The 20180-nt window shown below is 67.5% G+C and carries 21 protein-coding genes; 13 read left to right on the forward strand and 8 right to left on the reverse strand.

Features of this window, described 5'->3' with window-relative positions:
* The first annotated feature begins 112 nt into the window (after nucleotides 1-112).
* Nucleotides 113-1171, forward strand: a complete 1059-nt coding sequence (locus OHB13_RS18420; RefSeq protein ID WP_328377837.1) for an NADP-dependent oxidoreductase — start codon at nucleotides 113-115, stop codon at nucleotides 1169-1171.
* A gap of 141 nt (nucleotides 1172-1312) precedes the next feature.
* On the opposite strand, the gene OHB13_RS18425 is transcribed toward OHB13_RS18420, so the two are convergent.
* Entirely contained in the window at nucleotides 1313-2152 is an 840-nt protein-coding gene (locus OHB13_RS18425; protein WP_328377838.1) for an SDR family oxidoreductase, read from the reverse strand.
* 92 nt (nucleotides 2153-2244) lie between these two features.
* Here OHB13_RS18425 and OHB13_RS18430 point away from each other — a divergent pair, with 92 nt between their 5' ends.
* The 4 genes from OHB13_RS18430 to OHB13_RS18445 all read left to right on the forward strand — a co-directional run bounded on the left by OHB13_RS18430 (nucleotide 2245) and on the right by OHB13_RS18445 (nucleotide 4311).
* Nucleotides 2245-2628 (forward strand): winged helix-turn-helix transcriptional regulator, encoded by a 384-nt coding sequence (locus OHB13_RS18430; RefSeq protein WP_328377839.1) that lies wholly within the window; start codon nucleotides 2245-2247, stop codon nucleotides 2626-2628.
* A gap of 275 nt (nucleotides 2629-2903) precedes the next feature.
* Nucleotides 2904-3053, forward strand: a complete 150-nt coding sequence (locus tag OHB13_RS18435) for a hypothetical protein (protein ID WP_328377840.1) — start codon at nucleotides 2904-2906, stop codon at nucleotides 3051-3053.
* Nucleotides 3054-3403: 350 nt separating this feature from the next.
* The gene (locus OHB13_RS18440; protein WP_405753016.1) at nucleotides 3404-3634 is read left to right on the forward strand and encodes a winged helix-turn-helix transcriptional regulator; all 231 of its coding nucleotides are present in this window, start codon (nucleotides 3404-3406) and stop codon (nucleotides 3632-3634) included.
* 110 nt (nucleotides 3635-3744) lie between these two features.
* Nucleotides 3745-4311, forward strand: a complete 567-nt coding sequence (locus OHB13_RS18445; RefSeq protein ID WP_328377841.1) for a dihydrofolate reductase family protein — start codon at nucleotides 3745-3747, stop codon at nucleotides 4309-4311.
* 33 nt (nucleotides 4312-4344) lie between these two features.
* Here the strand turns inward: OHB13_RS18445 and dnaB are convergent, their stop codons facing one another.
* Nucleotides 4345-5805 carry a replicative DNA helicase gene (gene dnaB / locus OHB13_RS18450; RefSeq protein ID WP_266860891.1) on the reverse strand — a complete coding sequence of 487 codons (1461 nt, stop codon included), beginning with the start codon at nucleotides 5803-5805 and terminating at the stop codon, nucleotides 4345-4347.
* A gap of 442 nt (nucleotides 5806-6247) precedes the next feature.
* Here dnaB and OHB13_RS18455 point away from each other — a divergent pair, with 442 nt between their 5' ends.
* A complete protein-coding gene (locus OHB13_RS18455; RefSeq protein ID WP_328377842.1) occupies nucleotides 6248-7585 on the forward strand; it encodes an MATE family efflux transporter in 1338 nt (445 codons plus the stop codon).
* Nucleotides 7586-7724: 139 nt separating this feature from the next.
* On the opposite strand, the gene rplI is transcribed toward OHB13_RS18455, so the two are convergent.
* From rplI to rpsF, 4 genes are all read right to left on the reverse strand, one after another.
* Entirely contained in the window at nucleotides 7725-8171 is a 447-nt protein-coding gene (gene rplI, locus OHB13_RS18460) for a 50S ribosomal protein L9 (protein ID WP_328328919.1), read from the reverse strand.
* 18 nt (nucleotides 8172-8189) lie between these two features.
* Nucleotides 8190-8426: a 30S ribosomal protein S18 gene (rpsR, locus tag OHB13_RS18465; RefSeq protein ID WP_003967857.1), complete on the reverse strand. Its 237-nt coding sequence runs from the start codon at nucleotides 8424-8426 to the stop codon at nucleotides 8190-8192.
* A gap of 42 nt (nucleotides 8427-8468) precedes the next feature.
* Nucleotides 8469-9071, reverse strand: coding sequence for a single-stranded DNA-binding protein (locus OHB13_RS18470; protein WP_266855244.1), 603 nt, complete (start codon nucleotides 9069-9071; stop codon nucleotides 8469-8471).
* Between the two features lie 72 nt (nucleotides 9072-9143).
* Entirely contained in the window at nucleotides 9144-9434 is a 291-nt protein-coding gene (gene rpsF / locus OHB13_RS18475; RefSeq protein WP_164258274.1) for a 30S ribosomal protein S6, read from the reverse strand.
* Between the two features lie 266 nt (nucleotides 9435-9700).
* Here rpsF and OHB13_RS18480 point away from each other — a divergent pair, with 266 nt between their 5' ends.
* The 3 genes from OHB13_RS18480 (at nucleotide 9701) to OHB13_RS18490 (ending at nucleotide 12518) form a co-directional block, all read left to right on the forward strand.
* Complete coding sequence (locus OHB13_RS18480; protein ID WP_266855243.1) at nucleotides 9701-10036, forward strand: hypothetical protein; 336 nt, start codon at nucleotides 9701-9703, stop codon at nucleotides 10034-10036.
* A gap of 120 nt (nucleotides 10037-10156) precedes the next feature.
* Entirely contained in the window at nucleotides 10157-11275 is a 1119-nt protein-coding gene (locus tag OHB13_RS18485) for a lipid II:glycine glycyltransferase FemX (protein ID WP_266855242.1), read from the forward strand.
* Between the two features lie 211 nt (nucleotides 11276-11486).
* The gene (locus tag OHB13_RS18490; protein WP_266855241.1) at nucleotides 11487-12518 is read left to right on the forward strand and encodes an alanine racemase; all 1032 of its coding nucleotides are present in this window, start codon (nucleotides 11487-11489) and stop codon (nucleotides 12516-12518) included.
* A gap of 183 nt (nucleotides 12519-12701) precedes the next feature.
* Here OHB13_RS18490 and OHB13_RS18495 read toward each other — a convergent pair whose 3' ends face one another.
* Both OHB13_RS18495 and OHB13_RS18500 read right to left on the reverse strand, forming a co-directional pair.
* Entirely contained in the window at nucleotides 12702-14207 is a 1506-nt protein-coding gene (locus OHB13_RS18495) for a glycosyltransferase family 87 protein (protein WP_266860889.1), read from the reverse strand.
* Between the two features lie 142 nt (nucleotides 14208-14349).
* Nucleotides 14350-16680, reverse strand: a complete 2331-nt coding sequence (locus tag OHB13_RS18500; RefSeq protein ID WP_328377843.1) for a transglycosylase domain-containing protein — start codon at nucleotides 16678-16680, stop codon at nucleotides 14350-14352.
* Between the two features lie 3 nt (nucleotides 16681-16683).
* On the opposite strand from OHB13_RS18500, the gene OHB13_RS18505 reads away from it, so the two are divergent.
* From OHB13_RS18505 to OHB13_RS18520, 4 genes are all read left to right on the forward strand, one after another.
* Nucleotides 16684-16935 carry a hypothetical protein gene (locus OHB13_RS18505; RefSeq protein ID WP_328377844.1) on the forward strand — a complete coding sequence of 84 codons (252 nt, stop codon included), beginning with the start codon at nucleotides 16684-16686 and terminating at the stop codon, nucleotides 16933-16935.
* A 522-nt stretch (nucleotides 16936-17457) separates the two neighbouring features.
* On the forward strand, nucleotides 17458-18138 hold the full coding sequence (locus OHB13_RS18510; protein ID WP_266855239.1) for a PadR family transcriptional regulator: 681 nt from the start codon (nucleotides 17458-17460) through the stop codon (nucleotides 18136-18138).
* Nucleotides 18139-18187: 49 nt separating this feature from the next.
* Complete coding sequence (locus OHB13_RS18515) at nucleotides 18188-19270, forward strand: inositol-3-phosphate synthase (RefSeq protein WP_266855238.1); 1083 nt, start codon at nucleotides 18188-18190, stop codon at nucleotides 19268-19270.
* 306 nt (nucleotides 19271-19576) lie between these two features.
* Nucleotides 19577-20125 carry an LppU/SCO3897 family protein gene (locus tag OHB13_RS18520; RefSeq protein WP_266855237.1) on the forward strand — a complete coding sequence of 183 codons (549 nt, stop codon included), beginning with the start codon at nucleotides 19577-19579 and terminating at the stop codon, nucleotides 20123-20125.
* Nucleotides 20126-20180 lie beyond the last annotated feature (55 nt).

Here is a 20180-nt window from a genome sequence, read left to right on the forward strand (position 1 = left end):
CAAGCATCTCGTTGGACGATGGCTGCGAGCAAAACCATTCGTTGGACATGATCGACCGGAGGGGCGGAGCGTGGATGGCACACGAAGCGCACTTTCCCGGGAGACGACCGCCATGACCGCTGCACCCTCCGACAGCCGCCACGCTCCCCGCGACCACCATGGTCCGTGCACCCACCGCGAGGTCCGGCTGGCCGCCCGTCCCGCGCCGGGAACACCGCTGACGGAGGATCTCTTCGAGCTCGCCGAGGTGCGGACTCCGTCTCCCGAGCCCGGCCGACTCCTCGTCCGCACCAAGGTGATGAGCGTGGCCGCCGTCATGCGGACGCTCATGGACGAGGCCACGGACGTACCGATGCGCCCCTTCGCACTCGGTGATCCGCTGTACGGCCCGGCGATCGGCGAGGTCGTGGCCGCTCCCGGCACCGGCTTCACCCCCGGTGACCTCGTCCGGCACGATCTTGGCTGGCGCGAGTTCGCCGTGCTGGGCCCCTCCGACGCCCAGCGCGTCGACCCCGGCCTGCTGCCTGACCCGGCGGCCTACCTGTCACAAGGGCCCACGGCCTGGATGGCCGTCACCCGGGGAGCCGAGGTGCGCCCAGGGGACACGGTCTTCGTGACCGGTGCGGGGGGCGGCGTGGGCTCCCTCGCAGGGCAGGCGGCCCGACTCCGCGGGGCCCGGCGGGTCATCGGCAGCGTCGGCTCGCAACGGAAGGCGGACATCCTCCGCGAGGAACTCGGCTACGACACCGTCGTGCTCCGCGGCGCGGGACCGATCGAGGAGCAGCTGCGCACCGCGGCTCCGGAAGGCGTCGACGCGGTGATCGACACCGTCGGCGGCGAACAACTGCAGGCGTCCATCGCCGTCGCCAACCGAGGCGCACGCATCGCCCTCGTCGGCGCGCTGGGCGCCCAGCTCACGGGCTCCGGCGCCCCGACGACAGCCATCGACACCTTCTCCCTGCTGACCCGGGGCATCACCCTGCGCGGCACCGTCCTCCACGCGGACCACCTCGACCTGATCCCCGAGTGGCACCACCGGTTCGGCGCCGGACTGCGCAACGGCACGCTGACCTTCCCGAACTCCAGGCTGCACGGCCTCGACAACGCCCCACGGGCCCTGCGCGAACTGGTCGAGGGCCGCCACGTGGGCGCGGTCCTGGTGGAGCTCTGACGCCTTGGCGCCCTGGCTTCCCCCTTGGCGCGCCGCCAAGCCGACCTGCCGCGCGGGGACATCGGGCCCCGACCTGTTCCCGTGCGCCTCGGATCGGCAACGGGCGCCACTCGACCGACGCACGCCTCCCGCCCGCGGGTTCTAGCGAAAAGCAGCGATGTTCCGGGCGACCCAGTCGTTGAAGGGGCTCGGGGCGCGGCCGAGTACGCGCTCCACGTCCGGGCTGATCCGCAGTTCGGCCGGGTTCGGGGCGGCGATGATGTCCAGGGTGTCGTCGGCGAGCTCCGGCGGCACGAACCGGGTCATCGCGGCCTTGGCCTCCTCGCGGGTGAGTTCATGGAACCGCACCGGCGAGCCGAGCGCGGCGGCGATGGCCTCCGCCTGCTGACGCGGCGTGATCACCTCGGGCCCGGTCAGCTCGAAGACTCCCCCGGTGTGCCGGTCGTCCAGCAGGCCGGCCGCCGCGACCTCGGCGATGTCCACCGGGTCGACGACCGGAACCCCGACGTCGCCGAAGGGTGCGGCGACCGTCCCTTGTGTGCGGACGGACTCCGCCCAGGCCAAAGCGTTGGAGGCGAAGCCGCCCGGTCGCAGGACGGCCCAGTCCAGGCCGGACTCTCTCAACGCGTCCTCCACCGCGCGCACCGCGATCCGCGACGGGCCGAGCGGCCTGGTCGCCACGCCCTGCGAAGACAGCAGGACGACCCGGCGGACCCCACTGGCCGCAGCCAGGTCGATGATGTCGGTCGGCCTGGCCTCGGGCGCGTGCAGGTCGCCGGAGAGCAGGAAGAACAGCGCCTTCGCCCCGTCCAACGCGGGGGTGAGGCTTGCCGGCTCGGCCAGGTCGGCCGCCACATGCCGGACTCCGTACGGCATCGCCGCCGCGTGCCGTGACACCGCCGTCACCTGCTCGCCCGCCTCGGCCAGGGCCTGCGTCAAAGGCCGGCCCACATTTCCGGTAGCTCCGGTCACCACGATCATGTTCAGCTCCTAGTCCGTTGTGCACTGCGGCTGTTGACGCTAGGAGGCAAACTTATTTTTCGTAAGTACATACCTAAGGGTAAGCTCCGAACATGAAGGAAGGCGCGCAGGTGACGCAGGCCGATGAGGGCGCTCGGTATGACGTGTTTCACACCGACTGCCCTGCGCGGGACGTGGTCGACCACGTGACCAGCAGGTGGGGCATCTGGGTGCTGATCTCCTTGCGGAGCAACGACCTCCGGTTTTTCGAGCTGCGCGACAGTATCCGGGGCATCAGCGAGAAGATGCTCGCTCAGACACTGCGCGCACTGGTCCAGGACGGGCTGGTCCGGCGGGAGGTCGAGCCGACGACTCCGCCCCAAGTCACCTACGGGCTGACCGAGTTCGGTCAGGACCTCGGTGAGCCACTGACCGACTTGTTCGACCGGATCACACAGCGGCTTGCGCCCGGCGGAACGTCCGCCACGAGGCACTGAGCCCAACAGCTCAAGCGAAGCAACCGGCCGCCCCAGACCCCAGCATCTCCACCATCTCGACGCCGAACACTGGACGAACACTGACCGTGGCGGCGGAAGGGTTCATTCGTACCCCCAGCACGGACCGGCGACAGCAAGGCCGCGCCGCCGGGACACTGCCGCGCTGCCGGGATCACCCACCAGTGGTGAGGAGGTTCTCGGAGAGGGTCCACAGGCGCTCGGCCCTGTCGGGTTCGAGGGCGTGCGTAGCGGGCGACGCCGTCGGCCCCCTGGGCGTGGGTGGCAACCCAGACGTCGCCGGACTCACGGATGTGGTCGAGGATCTGGCCGGCCATGCCCGCGAGGAGCAGTCGGCCTCCGACGTGGGCGCGGATGGTCAGGCGGAAGACGCCTGGGCCGGGGGCCGCGAGCATCTGGTCCAGTAGCTCACGGTGCAGGTCGCGGTAGGCGTACGGGCCGGCCGCAGCGTCGCGGACGTCGGAGTAGTCGCTGTGCATGAGGGAGACCAGAAGGCCGTGAGCGGTGGACAGGAGCTGCGGGAGGTCGTGGTCGCTGTGGTCGCCGGTCCAGCGGTAGCCGGCCTCGGCGAGGACGTCGAGCAGCCGCCAGATACCGGTGGTGACGCCGTAGTCCGCCCAGGAGGTGCTGTGCGTGTCGTCGATGCCGGGCAGCGGCCACGCCGCGGCCATCGGCGCGTAGGCGGGGCCAGTGCCCTGGTGACCACAGCTCCAGGCACGGCGAGCTGGTCGACCTGATCGGCGGAATCTCGCGGAAAATGCTGCCCCGGACGCTGCGGCCATTGCAGGGATACGGCCTGGTCGACCGCTACGCCGAGGCCGGGAAGGTCGAGTACGTGCTGACAGACCTGGGCCGGACACTGGTGAAGCCGATCGCCGCGCTGACTGGATGGGCTCACGGGCACGGCGCGGCCGTGGTGGAATTCCAAGAGTCCAAAACGGACCAAGTCGACTCGGCCTCCCCCTCACGTCCCGCCACCGCCGTTTGAGCGCAGACCTGCTTGGCGTGGGATGCGGGCGACAGTCGGCGACGAATGACTGGCTGATCGGCGCGGGGCCGGACCGGAATCACCGCCGGACACCCACGGAAGGCTGCGCCATGCGGAAACTGATCTACGGCATGAACCTGACCCTGGACGGCTACATCGCCGCGGCCGGCGACGACATCGGCTGGAGCGGACCGCCGAGCCAGGAGCTGTTCCAGTGGTGGCTCGACCACGAGCAGGCTAGTGGCCTGTCGCTGTACGGGCGCAAGCTATGGGAGACGATGAGCTCCTACTGGCCGACCGGCGACCAGCAGCCCAACGCCACCCCGGCGGAGATCGAGTTCGCGCGGAACTGGCGGGACACGCCGAAGGTGGTGTTCTCCTCGACGATCGACAAGGTCGACTGGAACACCCGCCTGGTCACCGGCGACGCGATCGCCGAGATCACCCGGCTCAAGGCCGAGGACGGCGGCCCCATGAACATCGGCGGCGCAACCCTTGCCGGGGCGGCCATGCGCGCCGGGCTGATCGACGAGTACGTGATCGCCGCCCATCCGGTCCTGGTGGGCGGCGGCACGCCGTTCTTCACCGCGCTGGACAGCTGGGTGAACCTGAACCTGCTGGAGACGCGGACGATTCCCGGCGGCGTGGTCCTGACCAGGTACGAGACGAGGCGCTGAGCAGCTTCCCGCTGTCTCACGGCTTGGACGGGATCAGGTCTGCGCCATGTCCACAAACCGCGAGTAGTGGCCTTGGAACGCGACGGTGATCGTCGCCGTCGGACCGTTACGGTGCTTGGCCACGATCAGGTCGGCCTCGCCGGCACGCGGGGACTCCTTCTCGTACGCGTCCTCTCGGTGGAGCAGGATCACCATGTCCGCGTCCTGCTCGATCGAGCCCGATTCACGCAGGTCGGACACCATCGGCTTCTTGTCCGTACGCTGCTCGGGGCCACGGTTCAGCTGCGAGAGCGCGATAACCGGGACTTCGAGCTCCTTCGCCAGCAGCTTGAGGTTTCGCGACATGTCCGAGACCTCCTGCTGGCGGCTCTCGGGGCGCCGGGAACCACCGGACTGCATCAGCTGCAGATAGTCGATCACGACCAGCTTCAGGTCCTGGCGCTGCTTGAGCCGCCGGCACTTCGCCCGGATCTCCATCATCGACAGGTTCGGGGAGTCGTCGATGAAGAGCGGCGCGGCGGTGACATCCGGCATCCGCCGTGCCAGCCGCGTCCAGTCCTCGTCGGTCATGGAGCCCGACCGCATGTGGTGCAGCGCCACCCGCGCTTCCGCCGACAGCAGACGCATCGCGATCTCGTTGCGGCCCATTTCGAGCGAGAAGATCACGCTCGGCAGCGCGGCCTTGATGGAACAGGCCCGTGCGAAGTCCAGCGCCAGCGTCGACTTACCCATGGCCGGACGGGCCGCGATGACGATCATCTGTCCCGGGTGCAGCCCGTTCGTCAGCGCGTCCAGGTCCGTGAAGCCGGTCGGCACCCCGGACATCTGGCCGCTGCGCGAGCCGATCGCCTCGATCTCGTCGAGGGCGCCCTCCATGATGTCGCCCAGCGGCAGATAGTCCTCCGAGGTGCGCTGCTCGGTGACGGCGTAGATCTCGGCCTGGGCCGAGTTGACGATCTCGTCGACGTCGCCGTCGGCCGCGTATCCCATCTGCGTGATCTTCGTGCCGGCCTCGACGAGCCTGCGCAGCACCGCCCGCTCATGGACGATCTCGGCGTAGTACTCGGCGTTGGCGGCTGTCGGGACCGACTGGACGAGTGTGTGCAGGTAGGGCGCCCCACCGACCTTCTTGATCTCACCGCGCTTGACCAGCTCGGCGGCAACCGTGATCGGGTCGGCCGGCTCGCCCTTCGCGTAGAGGTCGAGAATGGCCTGGTAGACGGTCTCGTGTGCGGGGCGGTAGAAGTCCTGGCCCTTGATGACCTCGACAACGTCGGCGATGGCGTCCTTGGAGAGCAGCATGCCGCCCAGGACGGACTGCTCCGCATCGATGTCCTGCGGGGGTACGCGCTCGAACGCAGGCGATCCACCCTCCCAGGAACCGCTCTCCCGGCCCCGGTCGTGCTGTTCCCGGCCCCCGGCACCGTCACCGCGGCGCTGGCGGGAGACGGGCAGACGGTCACCCGGACTGCTCTCGGTCCAGGGGTCGTCCAAGGGCTCGGGAATGCTCACCGGGCCACCTCCTCCCGTCCGCTCCGCGGACCTAGCCGTGCGACTCTTTCTTACGGCACGGCACCGACAAACAAGGGGCCCGACTCCGCGAACGGCGCGTCGGGCGCCGGTCCACGGTAGGCCCGCAGACACCGTCAGCCAATCTTGTTATCCACAGGCCCTGTGGGTGACGGACCGCAGCCTGTGGGTAACTCGCCAAAACCTGTGCACGGGTCGGGGGACAGTGCTGTGGACAAACTCATAGCGCCACCCCAACCACCCACCTGACCTGCACGTTCGCCATCCACTGGCTGTGGGGGAGAAAAACTTTTCCGACTGGACCAAGATCACGAAAAACAGCGCACAGCCCAAGCCGGAATGACGTGGCCCGTAAGGGTCTCAGACCTATTGCATCTCTTACCTGTGGAAGATTAGATTGTCCCGCATGACACAGGCCTCCCTGGCACCGAACCCCAGCCGCCGACGACACGACCGGGAGATCATCGCGCTCGCCGTGCCCGCCTTCGGGGCCCTGGTCGCCGAGCCGCTCTTCGTCATGGCCGACAGCGCCATCGTCGGCCATCTCGGAACCCGTCAGCTGGCGGGGCTGGGGGTTGCGGCAGCCCTGCTGAGCACAGCCGTGAGCATCTTCGTCTTCCTCGCGTACGCCACGACGGCCGCTGTGGCGCGACGGGTGGGCGCGGGAGATCTGCAGGCCGCCATCCGCCAGGGCATGGACGGGATCTGGCTCGCACTGATGCTCGGCGCTCTCGTCATCGCTGTCGTCCTTCCCACCGCCCCCTGGCTGGTCGGCCTCTTCGGAGCCTCGGCGGACGCCTCCCCCTACGCGGTCACCTATCTGCGGATCTCCAGCATCGGCATCCCCGCGATGCTGGTGGTGCTGGCGGCCACCGGGGTGCTGCGTGGACTCCAGGACACCAGGACTCCGCTGTACGTCGCGATCGGAGGCTTCGCAGCCAACGCCGCACTCAACGTGACGCTCGTCTACGCAGCCGGACTCGGCATCGCCGGATCTGCCTGGGGCACGGTGATCGCCCAGTTCGCGATGGTCGCCGTCTATCTGGTGGTGGTCATACGAGGGGCGAGGAAGCACGGCGCCTCCCTGCTCCCGGACGCCGCCGGGGTACGGGCCTGTGCCCAGGCCGGGGTCCCCCTGCTGATCCGTACGCTCTCGCTGCGGGCCGTTCTGATGACAGCGACCGCCGTAGCGGCCCATCTGGGCGACACCGATGTGGCCGCACACCAGATCGTGCTCTCCCTCTGGAGCCTGCTGGCGTTCGCCCTGGACGCCATTGCCATCGCTGGTCAGGCAATCATCGGCCGCTACCTGGGGGCAGGCGACGCCGAAGGAGCGAGGGAGGCCTGCCGCCGCATGGTGCAGTGGGGCATCGCCTCAGGAGTGGTACTCGGCGCGCTGGTCGTGGTGACCCGCCCACTGTTCGTCCCGCTGTTCACCGGCGACCAGGCGGTACGGGATGTACTGCTGCCGGCCCTGCTGGTCGTGGCGGTCGCCCAGCCGATCTGCGGCATCGTCTTCGTCCTGGACGGTGTGCTGATGGGCGCGGGCGACGGCCGATATCTGGCCTGGGCCATGGTCGTCACCCTGGCCGTCTTCACCCCCGTGGCCCTCCTGGTGCCGACACTGGGCGGCGGACTGACCGCGCTGTGGTGGGCGATGGCCCTGATGATGGCGGTCCGGACGGTGACTCTCTGGCTCCGGGCCCGCTCCGGCCGCTGGATCGTAACGGGCGCCACCCGCTGACCCCGGTCAAACCCAACGGCAGGCCTTGCGCAACAGAGCGGCCGCCGGGGGTTTCGGCCGCCGGGGGTTTCACGTGAAACGGCGAAAGGGCCGCCTCCCGAAGGAGACGGCCCTTTCCATGCTCTGCCGAGCGCAGCAGTTACGCGGCGACGACCTCGATGCCGAGCTGTGCGGCAACGTCGGCGTGCAGACGCACGGACACCTGGTGGGCACCCAGGGTCTTGATCGGCGAACCGAGCTCGACGCGACGCTTGTCGACCACGGGGCCACCGGCAGCCTTGATCGCCGAGGCGATGTCGGCCGGGGTGACGGAACCGAAGAGGCGGCCGGCGTCGCCGGAGCGAACGGCCAGACGGACCTTCACGCCCTCGAGCTTGGCCTTGACCTCATTGGCCTGCTCGATGGTCGCGATCTCGTGGATCTTGCGGGCGCGGCGAATCTGCGCCACGTCCTGCTCGCCACCCTTGGTCCAGCGGATCGCGAAACCACGCGGGACCAGGTAGTTGCGGGCGTAGCCGTCCTTGACGTCAACGACGTCGCCGGCGGAACCGAGGCCAGCGACCTCGTGGGTGAGGATGATCTTCATTTTTCGGTCACCCTTCCCTTATCGCGCAGTGGACGTGTAGGGCAGCAGCGCCATCTCACGGCTGTTCTTGACAGCCGTGGCGACGTCACGCTGGTGCTGCGTGCAGTTGCCGGTAACGCGGCGGGCACGGATCTTGCCACGGTCGGAAATGAACTTCCGCAGCATGTTCGTGTCCTTGTAGTCCACGTACTGGGTCTTGTCCTTGCAGAAAGCGCAGACCTTCTTCTTAGGCTTGCGCACAGGCGGCTTCGCCATGGTGTTTCTCCTGTGTGATCAAGAAGTGGGGTACGGGCTGCCCTAGAAGGGCGGCTCGTCCGAGTAGCCACCGCCGGAGCCGGAACCGCCGGAGCTTCCGCCCCAGCTGCCCCCGCCCTGCTGCTGGCCACCGCCGGCCGGCGCGTTGGAGGCCCACGGGTCGTCGGCGGGCGCACCGCCACCGCCCTGCTGGCCTCCGCTGGGGGCTCCGCCCCAGTTGCCGCCGCCCTGCTGCTGGCCACCGCCGCCGTAACCACCCTGGCCGCCCTGACCGCCTCGACCGGTGGTCTTGGTGACCTTGGCCGTGGCCGTCTTGAGGCTGGGGCCGACTTCCTCGACGTCCAGCTCGTAGACCGTGCGCTTGACGCCCTCACGGTCCTCGTAGGACCGCTGCTTCAGCCGGCCCTGCACGACGACGCGCATGCCTCGCTGAAGCGATTCCGCGACGTTCTCCGCCGCCTGACGCCAGACCGAGCAGGTGAGGAAAAGGCCTTCGCCGTCCTTCCACTCATTGGTCTGCTTGTCGAAGATGCGGGGGGTGGACGCGACACGGAACTTCGCGACCGCCGCACCGGACGGGGTGAAGCGCAGCTCGGGGTCGTCGACGAGATTGCCGACGACCGTGATGACGGTCTCGCCTGCCATGGGTGAACCTCTCGGCGGGTATTGCTTGGCTGCTTGGTGCTACTCGGACCCGATGACTGCTGAGCTAGATGCTCAGTGGGTCTCGGGGCGGAGGACCTTGGTCCGGAGGACCGACTCGTTCAGGTTCATCTGCCGGTCGAGCTCCTTGACGACCGCAGGCTCGGCCTGCAGGTCGATGACCGAGTAGATGCCCTCGGGCTTCTTCTTGATCTCGTAAGCGAGACGACGACGGCCCCAGGTGTCGACCTTCTCAACCTTTCCTTCGCCCTCACGGACGACGGAGAGGAAAGTCTCGATCAGCGGGGAGACAGCGCGCTCCTCGAGTTCGGGGTCGAGGATGACCATCACTTCGTAGTGACGCATGTGGAACCCACCTCCTTTGGACTCAGCGGCCACGGTCGTTCCGTGGCAGGAGGGTCGTGATGCGTACGCAACGGTATCGACAGCCACTGACAATCCACTTTCGCGGAGAAAGGGATTGTTCACTGGACTGGGCAGACACCGGTGCAGACCGTACAGACTACCTGCACACCCGCTTCCGGTTGAAATCCGGCGGTCACAGGGCAGACTCTCTATGTGTGGGATGTGAGCGGCGTTACAGTACGCCGCCTGATGCCAGGAGGTGCCTGATGTCTCAGGCAGCGCGACACAACCCTTCTACGCGACACAACGCCGTCACCTCTCTCTTCGCCTCGGACGGCAAGCCGCACCCGCTGGAAGACAGCCTGGGCGTGGTGGCACTCGTACTCGGTGTGCTGGCGCTCGTCGCGGCCGGGTTCAACAATCTGCATCTGCTGAGCTCCTGGGCAGGGCTGGTGGGGATCCTGGTCGGCGCCTACGGAATGTTCATCTCGATCACGACGCGTGAGCGGTTCATCGTGATCCTCGGGATCGGCGCCTCTGCGGTGGGCTTCTACATCGGCATGGCGCACGGCGGCCTCTTCGGTGGGGTGCTGGGCGGCTGAGGGCCGCCGCGCTACTTGTCCGATACGGCCAGTCGGGGCGCTCCACGGCAGCAGTAGGCTTCGGCGGGAGAGCCGACGCCCCTGTACCCATGGGGACACGCCTGCCGAGGAGCGCCCCGCATGAGCCTGACCCTGAGGACCATCAGCCGCGAGCAGCATCTGGCGTACATCCAGAGCCTGCCGGCGGCGAGTCACTGCCAGGTCCCCGCATGGGCGGAAGTGAAGACGGAGTGGCGCTCGGAGAGCCTCGGCTGGTTCGATAAGGACGGCCAGATGGTCGGAGCGGGCCTGGTGCTCTACCGGCAGCTCCCCAAGATCAAGCGTTATCTGGCCTACCTCCCGGAGGGGCCGGTCCTCAACTGGTACGCCCCGAATCTCAACGAGTGGCTCCAGCCGATGCTGGCCCATCTCAAGGAGCAGGGCGCGTTCTCGGTGAAGATGGGGCCGCCGGTGGTCATCCGCCGGTGGAACGCGGCGGCGATCAAGTCGGGTATCCAGGACCCGGACGTGAAGCGGCTGCGCGACGTCGAGGCCACACATATCGAGCCGCGCGCGTTCGAGGTGTCCGACCGGCTGCGGAAGATGGGCTGGCAGCAGGGTGAGGACGGCGGCGCCGGTTTCGGTGACGTGCAGCCCCGCTACGTCTTCCAGGTCCCGCTGGCCAACCGCTCGCTCGACGACGTCCTCAAGGGCTTCAACCAGCTGTGGCGGCGCAACATCAAGAAGGCCGAGAAGGCCGGCGTCGAGGTCGTCCAGGGCTCCTACGAGGACCTGGCGGAGTGGCAGCGGCTGTACGAGATCACCGCTGAGCGCGATCACTTCCGGCCGCGCCCGCTCTCGTACTTCCAGCGCATGTGGTCGGTCCTCAACACCGAGGACCCGAACCGGATGCGGCTGTACTTCGCCCGCCACGACGGTGAGAACGTCGCCGCGGCCACCATGCTGATCGTCGGCGGACATGTCTGGTACTCCTATGGCGCCTCTGCCAACCACAAGCGGGAAGTACGGCCGTCGAACGCCATGCAGTGGCGGATGCTGCGGGACGCCTACGCCATGGGAGCCACCGTCTACGACCTGCGAGGCATCTCCGACTCGCTGGACGAGACAGACCACCTCTTCGGTCTGATCCAGTTCAAGGTGGGCACCGGCGGCGAGGCCGTGGAGTACATCGGTGAGTGGGACTTCCCGCTCAACAAGCTGCTGCACAAGGCGCTCGACATCTATATGTCGCGCCGTTAAGGGTGATGATGGTTCCGTCATCCCGTTCGGCGCCGTACCGTCCGGGGGCATTCCGTCCGGTGGGATCGCGGGGCTTCGTACAGAGCCGTTGTCCGGCAAGTCGGTCCCGCTAAATCCGTGAGATCCGTTAGCCCCGTTAGATCCGATCGTTCCGCTCGTTCCGTTCATACCTCTGATACACCGCAGCTCCGAGAAAGGTTCCGGTCCGGCCATGGCGCTGACCCTCTATGTCGACACCGCGCGCTGGCGGGCGCACCAGAAGTCCGTGCTCGACCAGTTCCCGGGGATCGTTCCGGTCTGCAAGGGCAACGGCTACGGCTTCGGCCACGGCCGGCTCGCGGACGAGGTGACGCGCTTCGGTTCCGAGATCATCGCGGTCGGCACCACGTATGAAGCCGCCCGGATGAAGGACTCCTTCGGCGGTGATCTGCTCGTCCTCACACCGTTCCGCCGCGGCGAGGAACCCGTACCCCTGCCGGACCGGGTGATCCGCTCCGTCTCATCGGTCGACGGCGTACACGCCCTGGTAGGCGCCCGTGTGGTCATCGAGTGCATGAGCTCGATGAAGCGCCACGGCGTCTCCGAGGCGGACCTCGGCCGGCTCCACGCGGCCATAGACGATGTACGCCTGGAAGGGTTCGCACTCCACCTCCCGCTGGACCGCATGGACGGTTCCGACGCGGTCGAGGAAGTCATCGCCTGGATGGACAGGCTGCGCAACGCGCGGCTGCCTCTCCACACCATGTTCGTGAGCCATCTGAAGGCGGAGGAACTGGCGCGGCTGCAGCAGCAGTTCCCGCAGACCCGCTTCCGCGCCAGGATCGGTACGCGGCTGTGGCTGGGCGACCACGAGGCGACGCAGTATCGCGGCTCCGTCCTGGACGTCACCCAGGTCGTGAAGGGTGACCGTTTCGGCTATCGGCAGCAGAAGACCGCTTCGGACGGCTGGCTGGTCGTGGTCGCCGGCGGTACGTCGCACGGGGTGGGCCTGGAAGCGCCGAAGGCGCTGCACGGGATGATGCCGCGGGCGAAGGGCGTCGCGCGTGCGGGCCTGGCCACGGTGAACCGGAACCTGTCGCCGTTCGTGTGGGCGGGCAAGCAGCGCTGGTTCGCGGAGCCGCCACACATGCAGGTGTCGATCCTTTTCGTCCCCTCCGACGCACAGGAACCGAGGGTGGGAGACGAGCTGGTGGCCCATCTGCGGCACACGACGACACAGTTCGACCGTCTCGTCGATCACTGACCCACTCGGTCCGGACCAGCAACGGAGCAGCAACGGACGGGCAACCGACCAGCACCACTCCACCCCCCGGGCCGCAGCAGCAGGCCTGGCGGGAGCAGCACGGCAGTACAGCGGAGGGCGGGTACCAGCACACCGGTACCCGCCCTCCGCTGTACGCCCGGCCGACGGCGGCCGGGCGGCCGGCTATTCGCGTACCGAGCCGCTGCCCCACTCGACCTGCGGGCCTTCGTAGTGGTGCGCGGCATGCCGCGCCGGATGGGCGGCCGCGCCGAGCACGAACACGTCCGCCGCGCCGTCCAGCACACCTCCCGACGGATCGTCCGAGCCGTCCGTGCGTACACCGTCGCGCTCCGGCATCAGGATGTCCCGCACGATCACCGCGCAGATGTAGAGCGTTCCGATCAGGTGCAGGGCGATGGCCAACTGGTAGCCCTCGGGCGGCAGCCCCTTGGGTTTGTCGCCGCCCATCGTGTACGCGAGGTACAGCCAGATACCCAGGAAGTACATGACTTCGCAGGCCTGCCAGATGAGGAAGTCACGCCAGCGCGGCCGGGCCAGGGCCGCGAGCGGGATCAGCCACAGGACGTACTGCGGCGAGTAGACCTTGTTGGTGAGGATGAAAGCCGCGATGACCAGGAAGGCGAGCTGCGCGAACCGAGGACGGCGCGGGGCGGTCAGGGTGAGGGCCGCGATCCCGCCGCACGCCAAGAGCACCAGCAGTATCGCCCAGGTGTTGACGTTGGCCACGTCGAGAGGCTTGCCGGTGCGCTGGGTGATGATCAGCCAGAAGGAACCGAAGTCGACGTTCCGTTCCTGGCTGAACGTGTAGAACTTCTTCCACCCCTCGGGAGCGAGCAGCATGACGGGCAGGTTCACGACCAGCCAGGACGCCACTGCCCCGAACACGGCCCATCCGTACTCACGCCACTTTCCGGCACGCCAGCACAGGACGAGGAGCGGGCCGAGGATCAGCACCGGATAGAGCTTGGCGGCGGTCGCGAGGCCGATCAGGACACCGAAGGCGAGCGCGCGCCCCCGCGACCACATCAGCATCGCCGCAGCGGTGAGAGCGACCGCGAACAGGTCCCAGTTGATGGTGGCGGTGAGCGCGAAGGCGGGTGCGAGGGCCACCAGCAGGCCGTCCCAGGGGCGACGCCGATGGGTGCGGGTGACACAGACCGCGATGACGGCAGTGCAGACCATCAGCATGCCCGCGTTGACCATCCAGTAGATCTGCTCGCGGTGCTGGATGGCGCCCCCGTGCGGGGTGAGCCAGGAGGCGACCTCCATGAACAGGCCGGTGAGCACGGGGTATTCGAGGTACGGCATGTCGCCGTTGATGCGGTCGAAGTACGGGACGAGGTCGTCGGCGAAACCGCGCCCGACGTAGAGGTGGGGGATGTCCGAGTAGCAGGCGTGGTCGTACTGGGATGTTGCCCCCTGGAACCACGCCCAGTCGTAGCACGGCATCTTCTGCACCATGCCGAGAGCGAACATGCCGATCGCGACCAGGGCGATGACGCGGACAGGTGTGAGCCTGCCGGCGCCACCGCGGGCCCAGCGCCCGGCTGGGCCCCCGATCACCTCACTGCCCACCGCGGCGGTCTCGTCCTGCTGAGTGGGCCGCACCACGGGCTCTGCGGTCTTCAGTGCGGGCCGGTCCTCGTGCGCGCTCGTCATGGCGCACATCCTGCCGTACGCGGCTGTGCCCGCGAGGAGGACCGCCACAGCCGGGAGGCCCACAGCCCGAGGCCGCCACAGCAGACGAGCTGTGACGGCCCTCGGGTACGGACGGGGCCCGGATCAGGTGACCGGGCTCATGGGGCGGTCATCAGCCCCCGCCGCCGAACAGACCGCCACCACCTCCGCCGCCACCCTGTTGTCCGCCGGTGTCGGAGGTGTCGGAGGGACTGGGAGTGGGGCCGCCGTCGGTTCCGCTGTCCGTTCCCGCGTCGGTCCCGCCGTCGTTTCCGCAGGTCCAGTCCTTCCACTTGTTGCAGGACTCGGTCGGGGAGGGCGTCGGGGAGGGCGTGTCGGACGGAGAGGGCGACGGGCTGGACGGCGACGGAGTGGGCGAAGGCGTATTGACCGGCGTCGGCTTCGGGCTCGCGACGCCGCCGCCGTAGACGACCTTCCCGATCGGCTCGGGCGCCGGGAAGTCCGTGGAAGGCGTGTTGTTGAGCGCCTGCGTCATGTAGCTGTGCCAGATCTGGGCCGGGAACGAGGCACCGTGGATCTTCTCCTCGCCGCCGGTGCCGTACATCTCCTCGAACTGGCGGTTCTGCCCCTTCGCGTTGTCGTCGAAGCGGTACATGTCGATGGCCGTGGAGAGCTGCGGGGTGTAGCCGATGAACCAGGCGGACTTGTTGCCGTCAGTGGTTCCGGTCTTGCCCGCGACCTGCCGGCCGGGAATCCGGGCGGCGGTACCGGTGCCCTTGTCGACCACGGTCTTCAGCACATCGGTGACATTGCTGGCGATGGCCGTCGAGAACGCCGACTTCTCCACCTGACTGTGCTGGTAGACCGTCCTGCCCTCGCTGGTGACCTTGGTGACCGAGAACGGCTCGTTCTGCCGGCCGTTGTTGGCGAAGGTAGCGTACGCACCGGCCATCCGGATCGCGCTGGGGCTGGAGGTACCGATGGAGAAGGAGGGGTAGTCGGAGCTGGCCATGCTCTGCTTGTCGTCGCGCAGACCGGCATCGATGGCCGCCTGACGCACCTTGTCAGTGCCGACATCCATGCCGAGCTGGACATATGCGGAGTTCACGGACTCCCGCATGGCCTCCCGCAGATCGATGGCGTAGTCCGGAGCCTTACCGACGGATTCCTTTCCGTCGTTCTGCTGGAGCCACTCCTTGTCCGCCTTGTTCTTCCACACACTGCCGTCGAAGTTCCTGATCTTCAGGTCGTTCTGGCCGCTGTAGAGACTCTTGGGCGAGACGAGCGTGCGGTCCGAATCGGGCTGGTCCTTGCCGAGGGTCGGATTGCGCTTGCCGTACTCCAGGGCGGCTGCCAGCACGAAGGGCTTGAAGGTCGACCCGACCTGCGCGCCGGTGTAGTCGGCGTTGTTCGTGTAGTGCTTCGTCGCGTCCTCACCACCGTAGATGGCGGCGATGGCGCCGGTCTGCGCGTTCACCGACGCTCCGCCGAACTGGACGTGGGTGTCCGTCTTCGGCCGCTGGCCGGGCTTGATCTTCGCCTTGCGGACCTTCTCGACGGACGTCTCCAGCGCCTTGACCTTCTTCTTGTCGAAGGTCGTGTGGATCTGGTAGCCGCCCTTGGCGAGGTCCTCGGACGTGATGCCCTGCTTGTTGTTGTTGACGAAATACGACTTCGCGAGGTCGACGAGGTAGCCGGTCTGACCGCCCAGCTGGGCGTCCTTCTTCGGCGGGTCGACCTTCGGGAACGTCTTGTACTTCGCCCGCTCCGCTGCGGGAAGGCGACCGTCCTTGACCATCTCGTCGAGGATCCACCTCCAGCGGTTGGTGGCCCGCTGAAGGTTGGCCTTCGGCGTCGCCGCGGGGTCGATCTCGACGGCGCCCGCCGGGTCGAAGTAGCTGGCGCCCTTGAGCAGCGTGGCGAGGAACGCGCACTGGCTCGGGTTGAGCTTTTCGGAGTCCACCCCGAAGTACGTACGGGCCGCGGCCTGGATCCCGTAGGCACCCCGCCCGTAGTACGACGTGTTGAGGTAGTCGCTCATGATGTCACTCTTGTGCATCTTGGCGCCGACCTTGATGGAGATGAACAGCTCCTTGAACTTACGGCTGAGCGTCTGCTCCTGGCCGAGCCGCGAGTTCTTCACGTACTGCTGGGTGATCGTCGAGCCGCCCTGGGTCTCACCGCCCTTGGCCATGTTGAACACGGCGCGCGCGATACCCATGGGGTCGACGCCCTTGTCCTTGTAGAAGGACTTGTTCTCGGCCGAGACCACCGAGTTCTGCATCGCGCTGGGAATCTGCGAGAGCGGCACGATCTGCCGGTTGATCTCGCCACCCGTGGCGACCATCTGGCTGCCGTCGGACCAGTAGTAGACGTTGTTCTGCGCCTGCGAGGTCTTGTTGGCGTCCGGGATGCCGACCATGGCGTACGCGATGGTGCCCGCGGCCAGGATGCTGCCGACGAAGCCGACGAAGAGCCCGGTCACGAGCCGCCAGGACGGCACCCAGTGACGCCAGCCGTACTGGTTCGCCCGCGGGTAGTCGATGAACCTCTTCTTGTTCGGACCCCGGCCACCGCCGCCTTCCGGGCCGCTGCCGCGGCCGCCGCGCCCTCCTCGGCCACCGCCGCCGGCACCGCGCCGACCGCCGCGGCCGCCTGCTTCAGCAGCACGACGGCGCCCGCCCCCGCTGCGCTGGGCAGCCCGTCTGGCTTCGGCACGGCCGCCGTAGGGGCGATCCTCCTCGTCCTGGGAACCTGAAGGCGACCCGGTGGTGGTTCGCGGGGGAGCTGCGCGGCGGCCGGAAGGCTGCTGGGCGTCTCGCCTGGCCGCGGCACGTCCACCACTCTGCGGCTGTGGCGGTTTGCGACGGTGCTCGCTCATCGAACGACTACTCCTCGGGCAGGCACTAACGCCTGGAAACGGCAGTTGAGTTCCGGTCCCCCCGATCCGCGGACAGCCCCTCGGAAGGGCGCATCCGCAGTGTGCACAGGCCCTCGGCCGGGCTCGTACACGTTGCATTCCGTGGACCGAGACGGCTGACGTCCCCTGGTGTCACTCGGTCCCCGGCGGTCTGCATGCCGCACAGACTACGCACGCGCAAAACCTTCTCAGTGCCGAGGTTCCGCTCAAATCAGGCAAGTTGATGCCTGTGAATCGATGATGTGACGCCGCTCACGATGACTCCACTTGTCGCAAACGCAAGGTCGTTCTATCGTGCTGATGTATCGAGTCGATACATCAGCACGGCATAAGTGACCCGGACTACAGAGGAGGCGAAGGTTGAGCAGGCGCTCCGGCATCCTCGAATTCGCCGTACTCGGTCTGCTCCGAGAGTCTCCAATGCACGGCTATGAGCTGCGCAAACGTCTGAACACCTCACTGGGGATCTTCAGGGCCTTCAGTTACGGGACCCTCTACCCCTGCCTCAAGACGCTGGTCGCCAGCGGCTGGTTGATCGAGGAGCCGGGCAGCGCCCCGGAGGACGCAGTAGCGGCTTCACTCGCAGGACGCCGCGCCAAGATCGTCTACAGGTTGACTGCGGACGGTAAGGAGCACTTCGAAGAGCTCCTCTCGCACACCGGACCCGACACCTGGGAGGACGAGCATTTCGCTGCCCGTTTCGCCTTCTTCGGGCAGACGGAGCGCGAGGTGCGGATGCGGGTGCTGGAAGGCCGCCGCAGCCGGCTGGAGGAGCGCCTGGAGAAGATGCGCGCCTCTCTGGTCCGGACGCGCGAGCGGCTGGACGACTACACGCTTGAGCTGCAGCGGCACGGCATGGAGTCCGTGGAGCGCGAAGTGCGCTGGCTGAACGAGCTCATCGAGAGCGAGCGTGCGGGCCGGGATCAGCGACGATCCCCCGACGCCGACGCCGCTCAGCAGGACATATCAGGAGATACGGGCGGCCTGCCCCGGCATCGGGGTACCACCCCGCCGGATCCGTCCGAGGACATCGCTAAGTGAAGCTCTGCGTCCGCAGGGTTTCGTCGAGAACACACAGGGAGCAACCGGAATGGGTTCGGTTCGCGTAGCCATCGTCGGCGTGGGCAACTGCGCCGCCTCGCTGGTGCAGGGCGTCGAGTACTACAAGGACGCAGATCCGGCCGGCAAGGTGCCCGGTCTGATGCACGTCCAGTTCGGCGACTACCACGTAGGTGACGTCGAGTTCGTCGCCGCCTTCGATGTCGATGCGAAGAAGGTCGGCCTCGACCTCGCGGATGCCATCGGCGCCAGTGAGAACAACACCATCAAGATCGCCGATGTACCGAACACCGGTGTGAAGGTCCAGCGCGGCCACACCCACGACGGTCTCGGCAAGTACTACCGCGAGACCATCGAGGAGTCGGACGAGGCTCCGGTCGACATCGTCCAGGTCCTCAAGGACAAGCAGGTGGACGTCCTCGTCTGCTACCTGCCCGTCGGTTCCGAGGTCGCCGCGAAGTTCTACGCGCAGTGCGCCATCGACGCCAAGGTCGCGTTCGTCAACGCTCTCCCGGTCTTCATCGCCGGCACCAAGGAGTGGGCGGACAAGTTCACCGAGGCGGGCGTGCCGATCGTCGGCGACGACATCAAGTCGCAGGTGGGCGCCACCATCACGCACCGCGTCATGGCCAAGCTCTTCGAAGACCGCGGTGTGCGCCTCGAGCGCACCATGCAGCTGAACGTCGGCGGCAACATGGACTTCAAGAACATGCTGGAGCGCGACCGCCTGGAGTCCAAGAAGATCTCCAAGACGCAGTCGGTCACCTCGCAGATCCGCGACCGTGACCTGGGCGCCGACAACGTCCACATCGGCCCCTCGGACTACGTGGCCTGGCTGGACGACCGCAAGTGGGCGTACGTGCGCCTTGAGGGCCGTGCCTTCGGTGACGTCCCGCTGAACCTTGAGTACAAGCTCGAGGTGTGGGACTCCCCGAACTCCGCCGGTGTCATCATCGACGCCGTGCGTGCCGCGAAGATCGCCAAGGACCGCGGTATCGGCGGCCCGATCCTCTCCGCCTCCTCGTACTTCATGAAGTCGCCGCCGGTGCAGTACTTCGACGACGAGGCCTACGAGAACGTCGAGAAGTTCATCAAGGGCGAGGTCGAGCGCTGAAGCTCGGTCTGAGAACGGTCGACCGCTGACCGTTGAGAGCCCCGGACAGCCTGTCCGGGGCTCTTCCCATGTCCGGCCGCCGGGGGCCCGTGATGCACCGTGCGGAGCTCGCCCCCGAGCCGCCCTTTGGCACAGTCACCTTCGGCTGAGCAGCATTTACTGCGCCTATGGCCCGTTATCGACGCACGTATGTGTCACATCAGAGCCACAGACTCCATCTCAGTGACAGAAATCTCGGAGCGGCCCGCTATTTTACGGGCGTTGACAACCGCGCATACGCGTACCGCTTCAAGGGGGATCCCAACCATGTCTACTCCGCCGCCCCAGGGCCAGAACCCATACGCCCAGCAGCCCAATACTCCCTATGGACAGCCCCAGGGCGGCAATCCGTACGGTCAGCCGCCGCAGCAGCCCGGCCCGTACGGACAGCAGCCGCAGCAGCCGGGCCCGTATGGACAGCCGGGGCAGCCGGGCGTCCCGCAGCAGCCATCTCCGTACTTCAACCAGGGCGGCGGCCAGATACCGATGGCCCCGGTGGCGCCGCGTCCCGGCAACGGCAAGAAGATCCTCCGGATCGTCATCGCCGTGGTCGTTATCGGCGTGGCGGCCTTCACCTGGTACTCCAGCCAGGACGACGCCGATACGGCCAAGGTCGGCGACTGCATGCACCGAGGCAGCTCCAGCGACACCGACCCGAAACTCGAGGTCGTGGACTGCAATGACGCGAAGGCCCAGTACAAGGTCGCAGAGAAGAAGGATGGCGACGAGACCTGCGACCGCACCAAGTACAACTCGTACACCGAGACCGGTGGCAGCAAGGACTTCACTCTCTGCCTGACGGACTACAAGAAGTAGCCCGCTGCAGTTGAGTCACGAAGGGGCGGTGTTTCACGTGAAACACCGCCCCTTT

It is taken from the genome of Streptomyces sp. NBC_00440, assembly GCF_036014215.1.
Classification (GTDB): Bacteria; Actinomycetota; Actinomycetes; order Streptomycetales; family Streptomycetaceae; genus Streptomyces.

Bases quoted from the DNA above. Each gene is read 5' to 3' on its own strand.
- OHB13_RS18425 (WP_328377838.1), bottom strand. From the start codon at position 2,152: ATGATCGTGGTGACCGGAGCTACCGGAAATGTGGGCCGGCCTTTGACG.
- OHB13_RS18520 (WP_266855237.1), top strand. From the start codon at position 19,577: ATGTCTACTCCGCCGCCCCAGGGCCAGAACCCATACGCCCAGCAGCCC.
- OHB13_RS18515 (WP_266855238.1), top strand. From the start codon at position 18,188: ATGGGTTCGGTTCGCGTAGCCATCGTCGGCGTGGGCAACTGCGCCGCC.
- OHB13_RS18420 (WP_328377837.1), top strand. From the start codon at position 113: ATGACCGCTGCACCCTCCGACAGCCGCCACGCTCCCCGCGACCACCAT.
- OHB13_RS18480 (WP_266855243.1), top strand. From the start codon at position 9,701: ATGTCTCAGGCAGCGCGACACAACCCTTCTACGCGACACAACGCCGTC.
- OHB13_RS18495 (WP_266860889.1), bottom strand. From the start codon at position 14,207: ATGTGCGCCATGACGAGCGCGCACGAGGACCGGCCCGCACTGAAGACC.
- rpsF (WP_164258274.1), bottom strand. From the start codon at position 9,434: ATGCGTCACTACGAAGTGATGGTCATCCTCGACCCCGAACTCGAGGAG.
- OHB13_RS18430 (WP_328377839.1), top strand. From the start codon at position 2,245: ATGAAGGAAGGCGCGCAGGTGACGCAGGCCGATGAGGGCGCTCGGTAT.
- rpsR (WP_003967857.1), bottom strand. From the start codon at position 8,426: ATGGCGAAGCCGCCTGTGCGCAAGCCTAAGAAGAAGGTCTGCGCTTTC.
- rplI (WP_328328919.1), bottom strand. From the start codon at position 8,171: ATGAAGATCATCCTCACCCACGAGGTCGCTGGCCTCGGTTCCGCCGGC.
- OHB13_RS18445 (WP_328377841.1), top strand. From the start codon at position 3,745: ATGCGGAAACTGATCTACGGCATGAACCTGACCCTGGACGGCTACATC.
- OHB13_RS18470 (WP_266855244.1), bottom strand. From the start codon at position 9,071: ATGGCAGGCGAGACCGTCATCACGGTCGTCGGCAATCTCGTCGACGAC.
- OHB13_RS18490 (WP_266855241.1), top strand. From the start codon at position 11,487: ATGGCGCTGACCCTCTATGTCGACACCGCGCGCTGGCGGGCGCACCAG.
- OHB13_RS18455 (WP_328377842.1), top strand. From the start codon at position 6,248: ATGACACAGGCCTCCCTGGCACCGAACCCCAGCCGCCGACGACACGAC.
- OHB13_RS18440 (WP_405753016.1), top strand. From the start codon at position 3,404: ATGCTGCCCCGGACGCTGCGGCCATTGCAGGGATACGGCCTGGTCGAC.
- OHB13_RS18485 (WP_266855242.1), top strand. From the start codon at position 10,157: ATGAGCCTGACCCTGAGGACCATCAGCCGCGAGCAGCATCTGGCGTAC.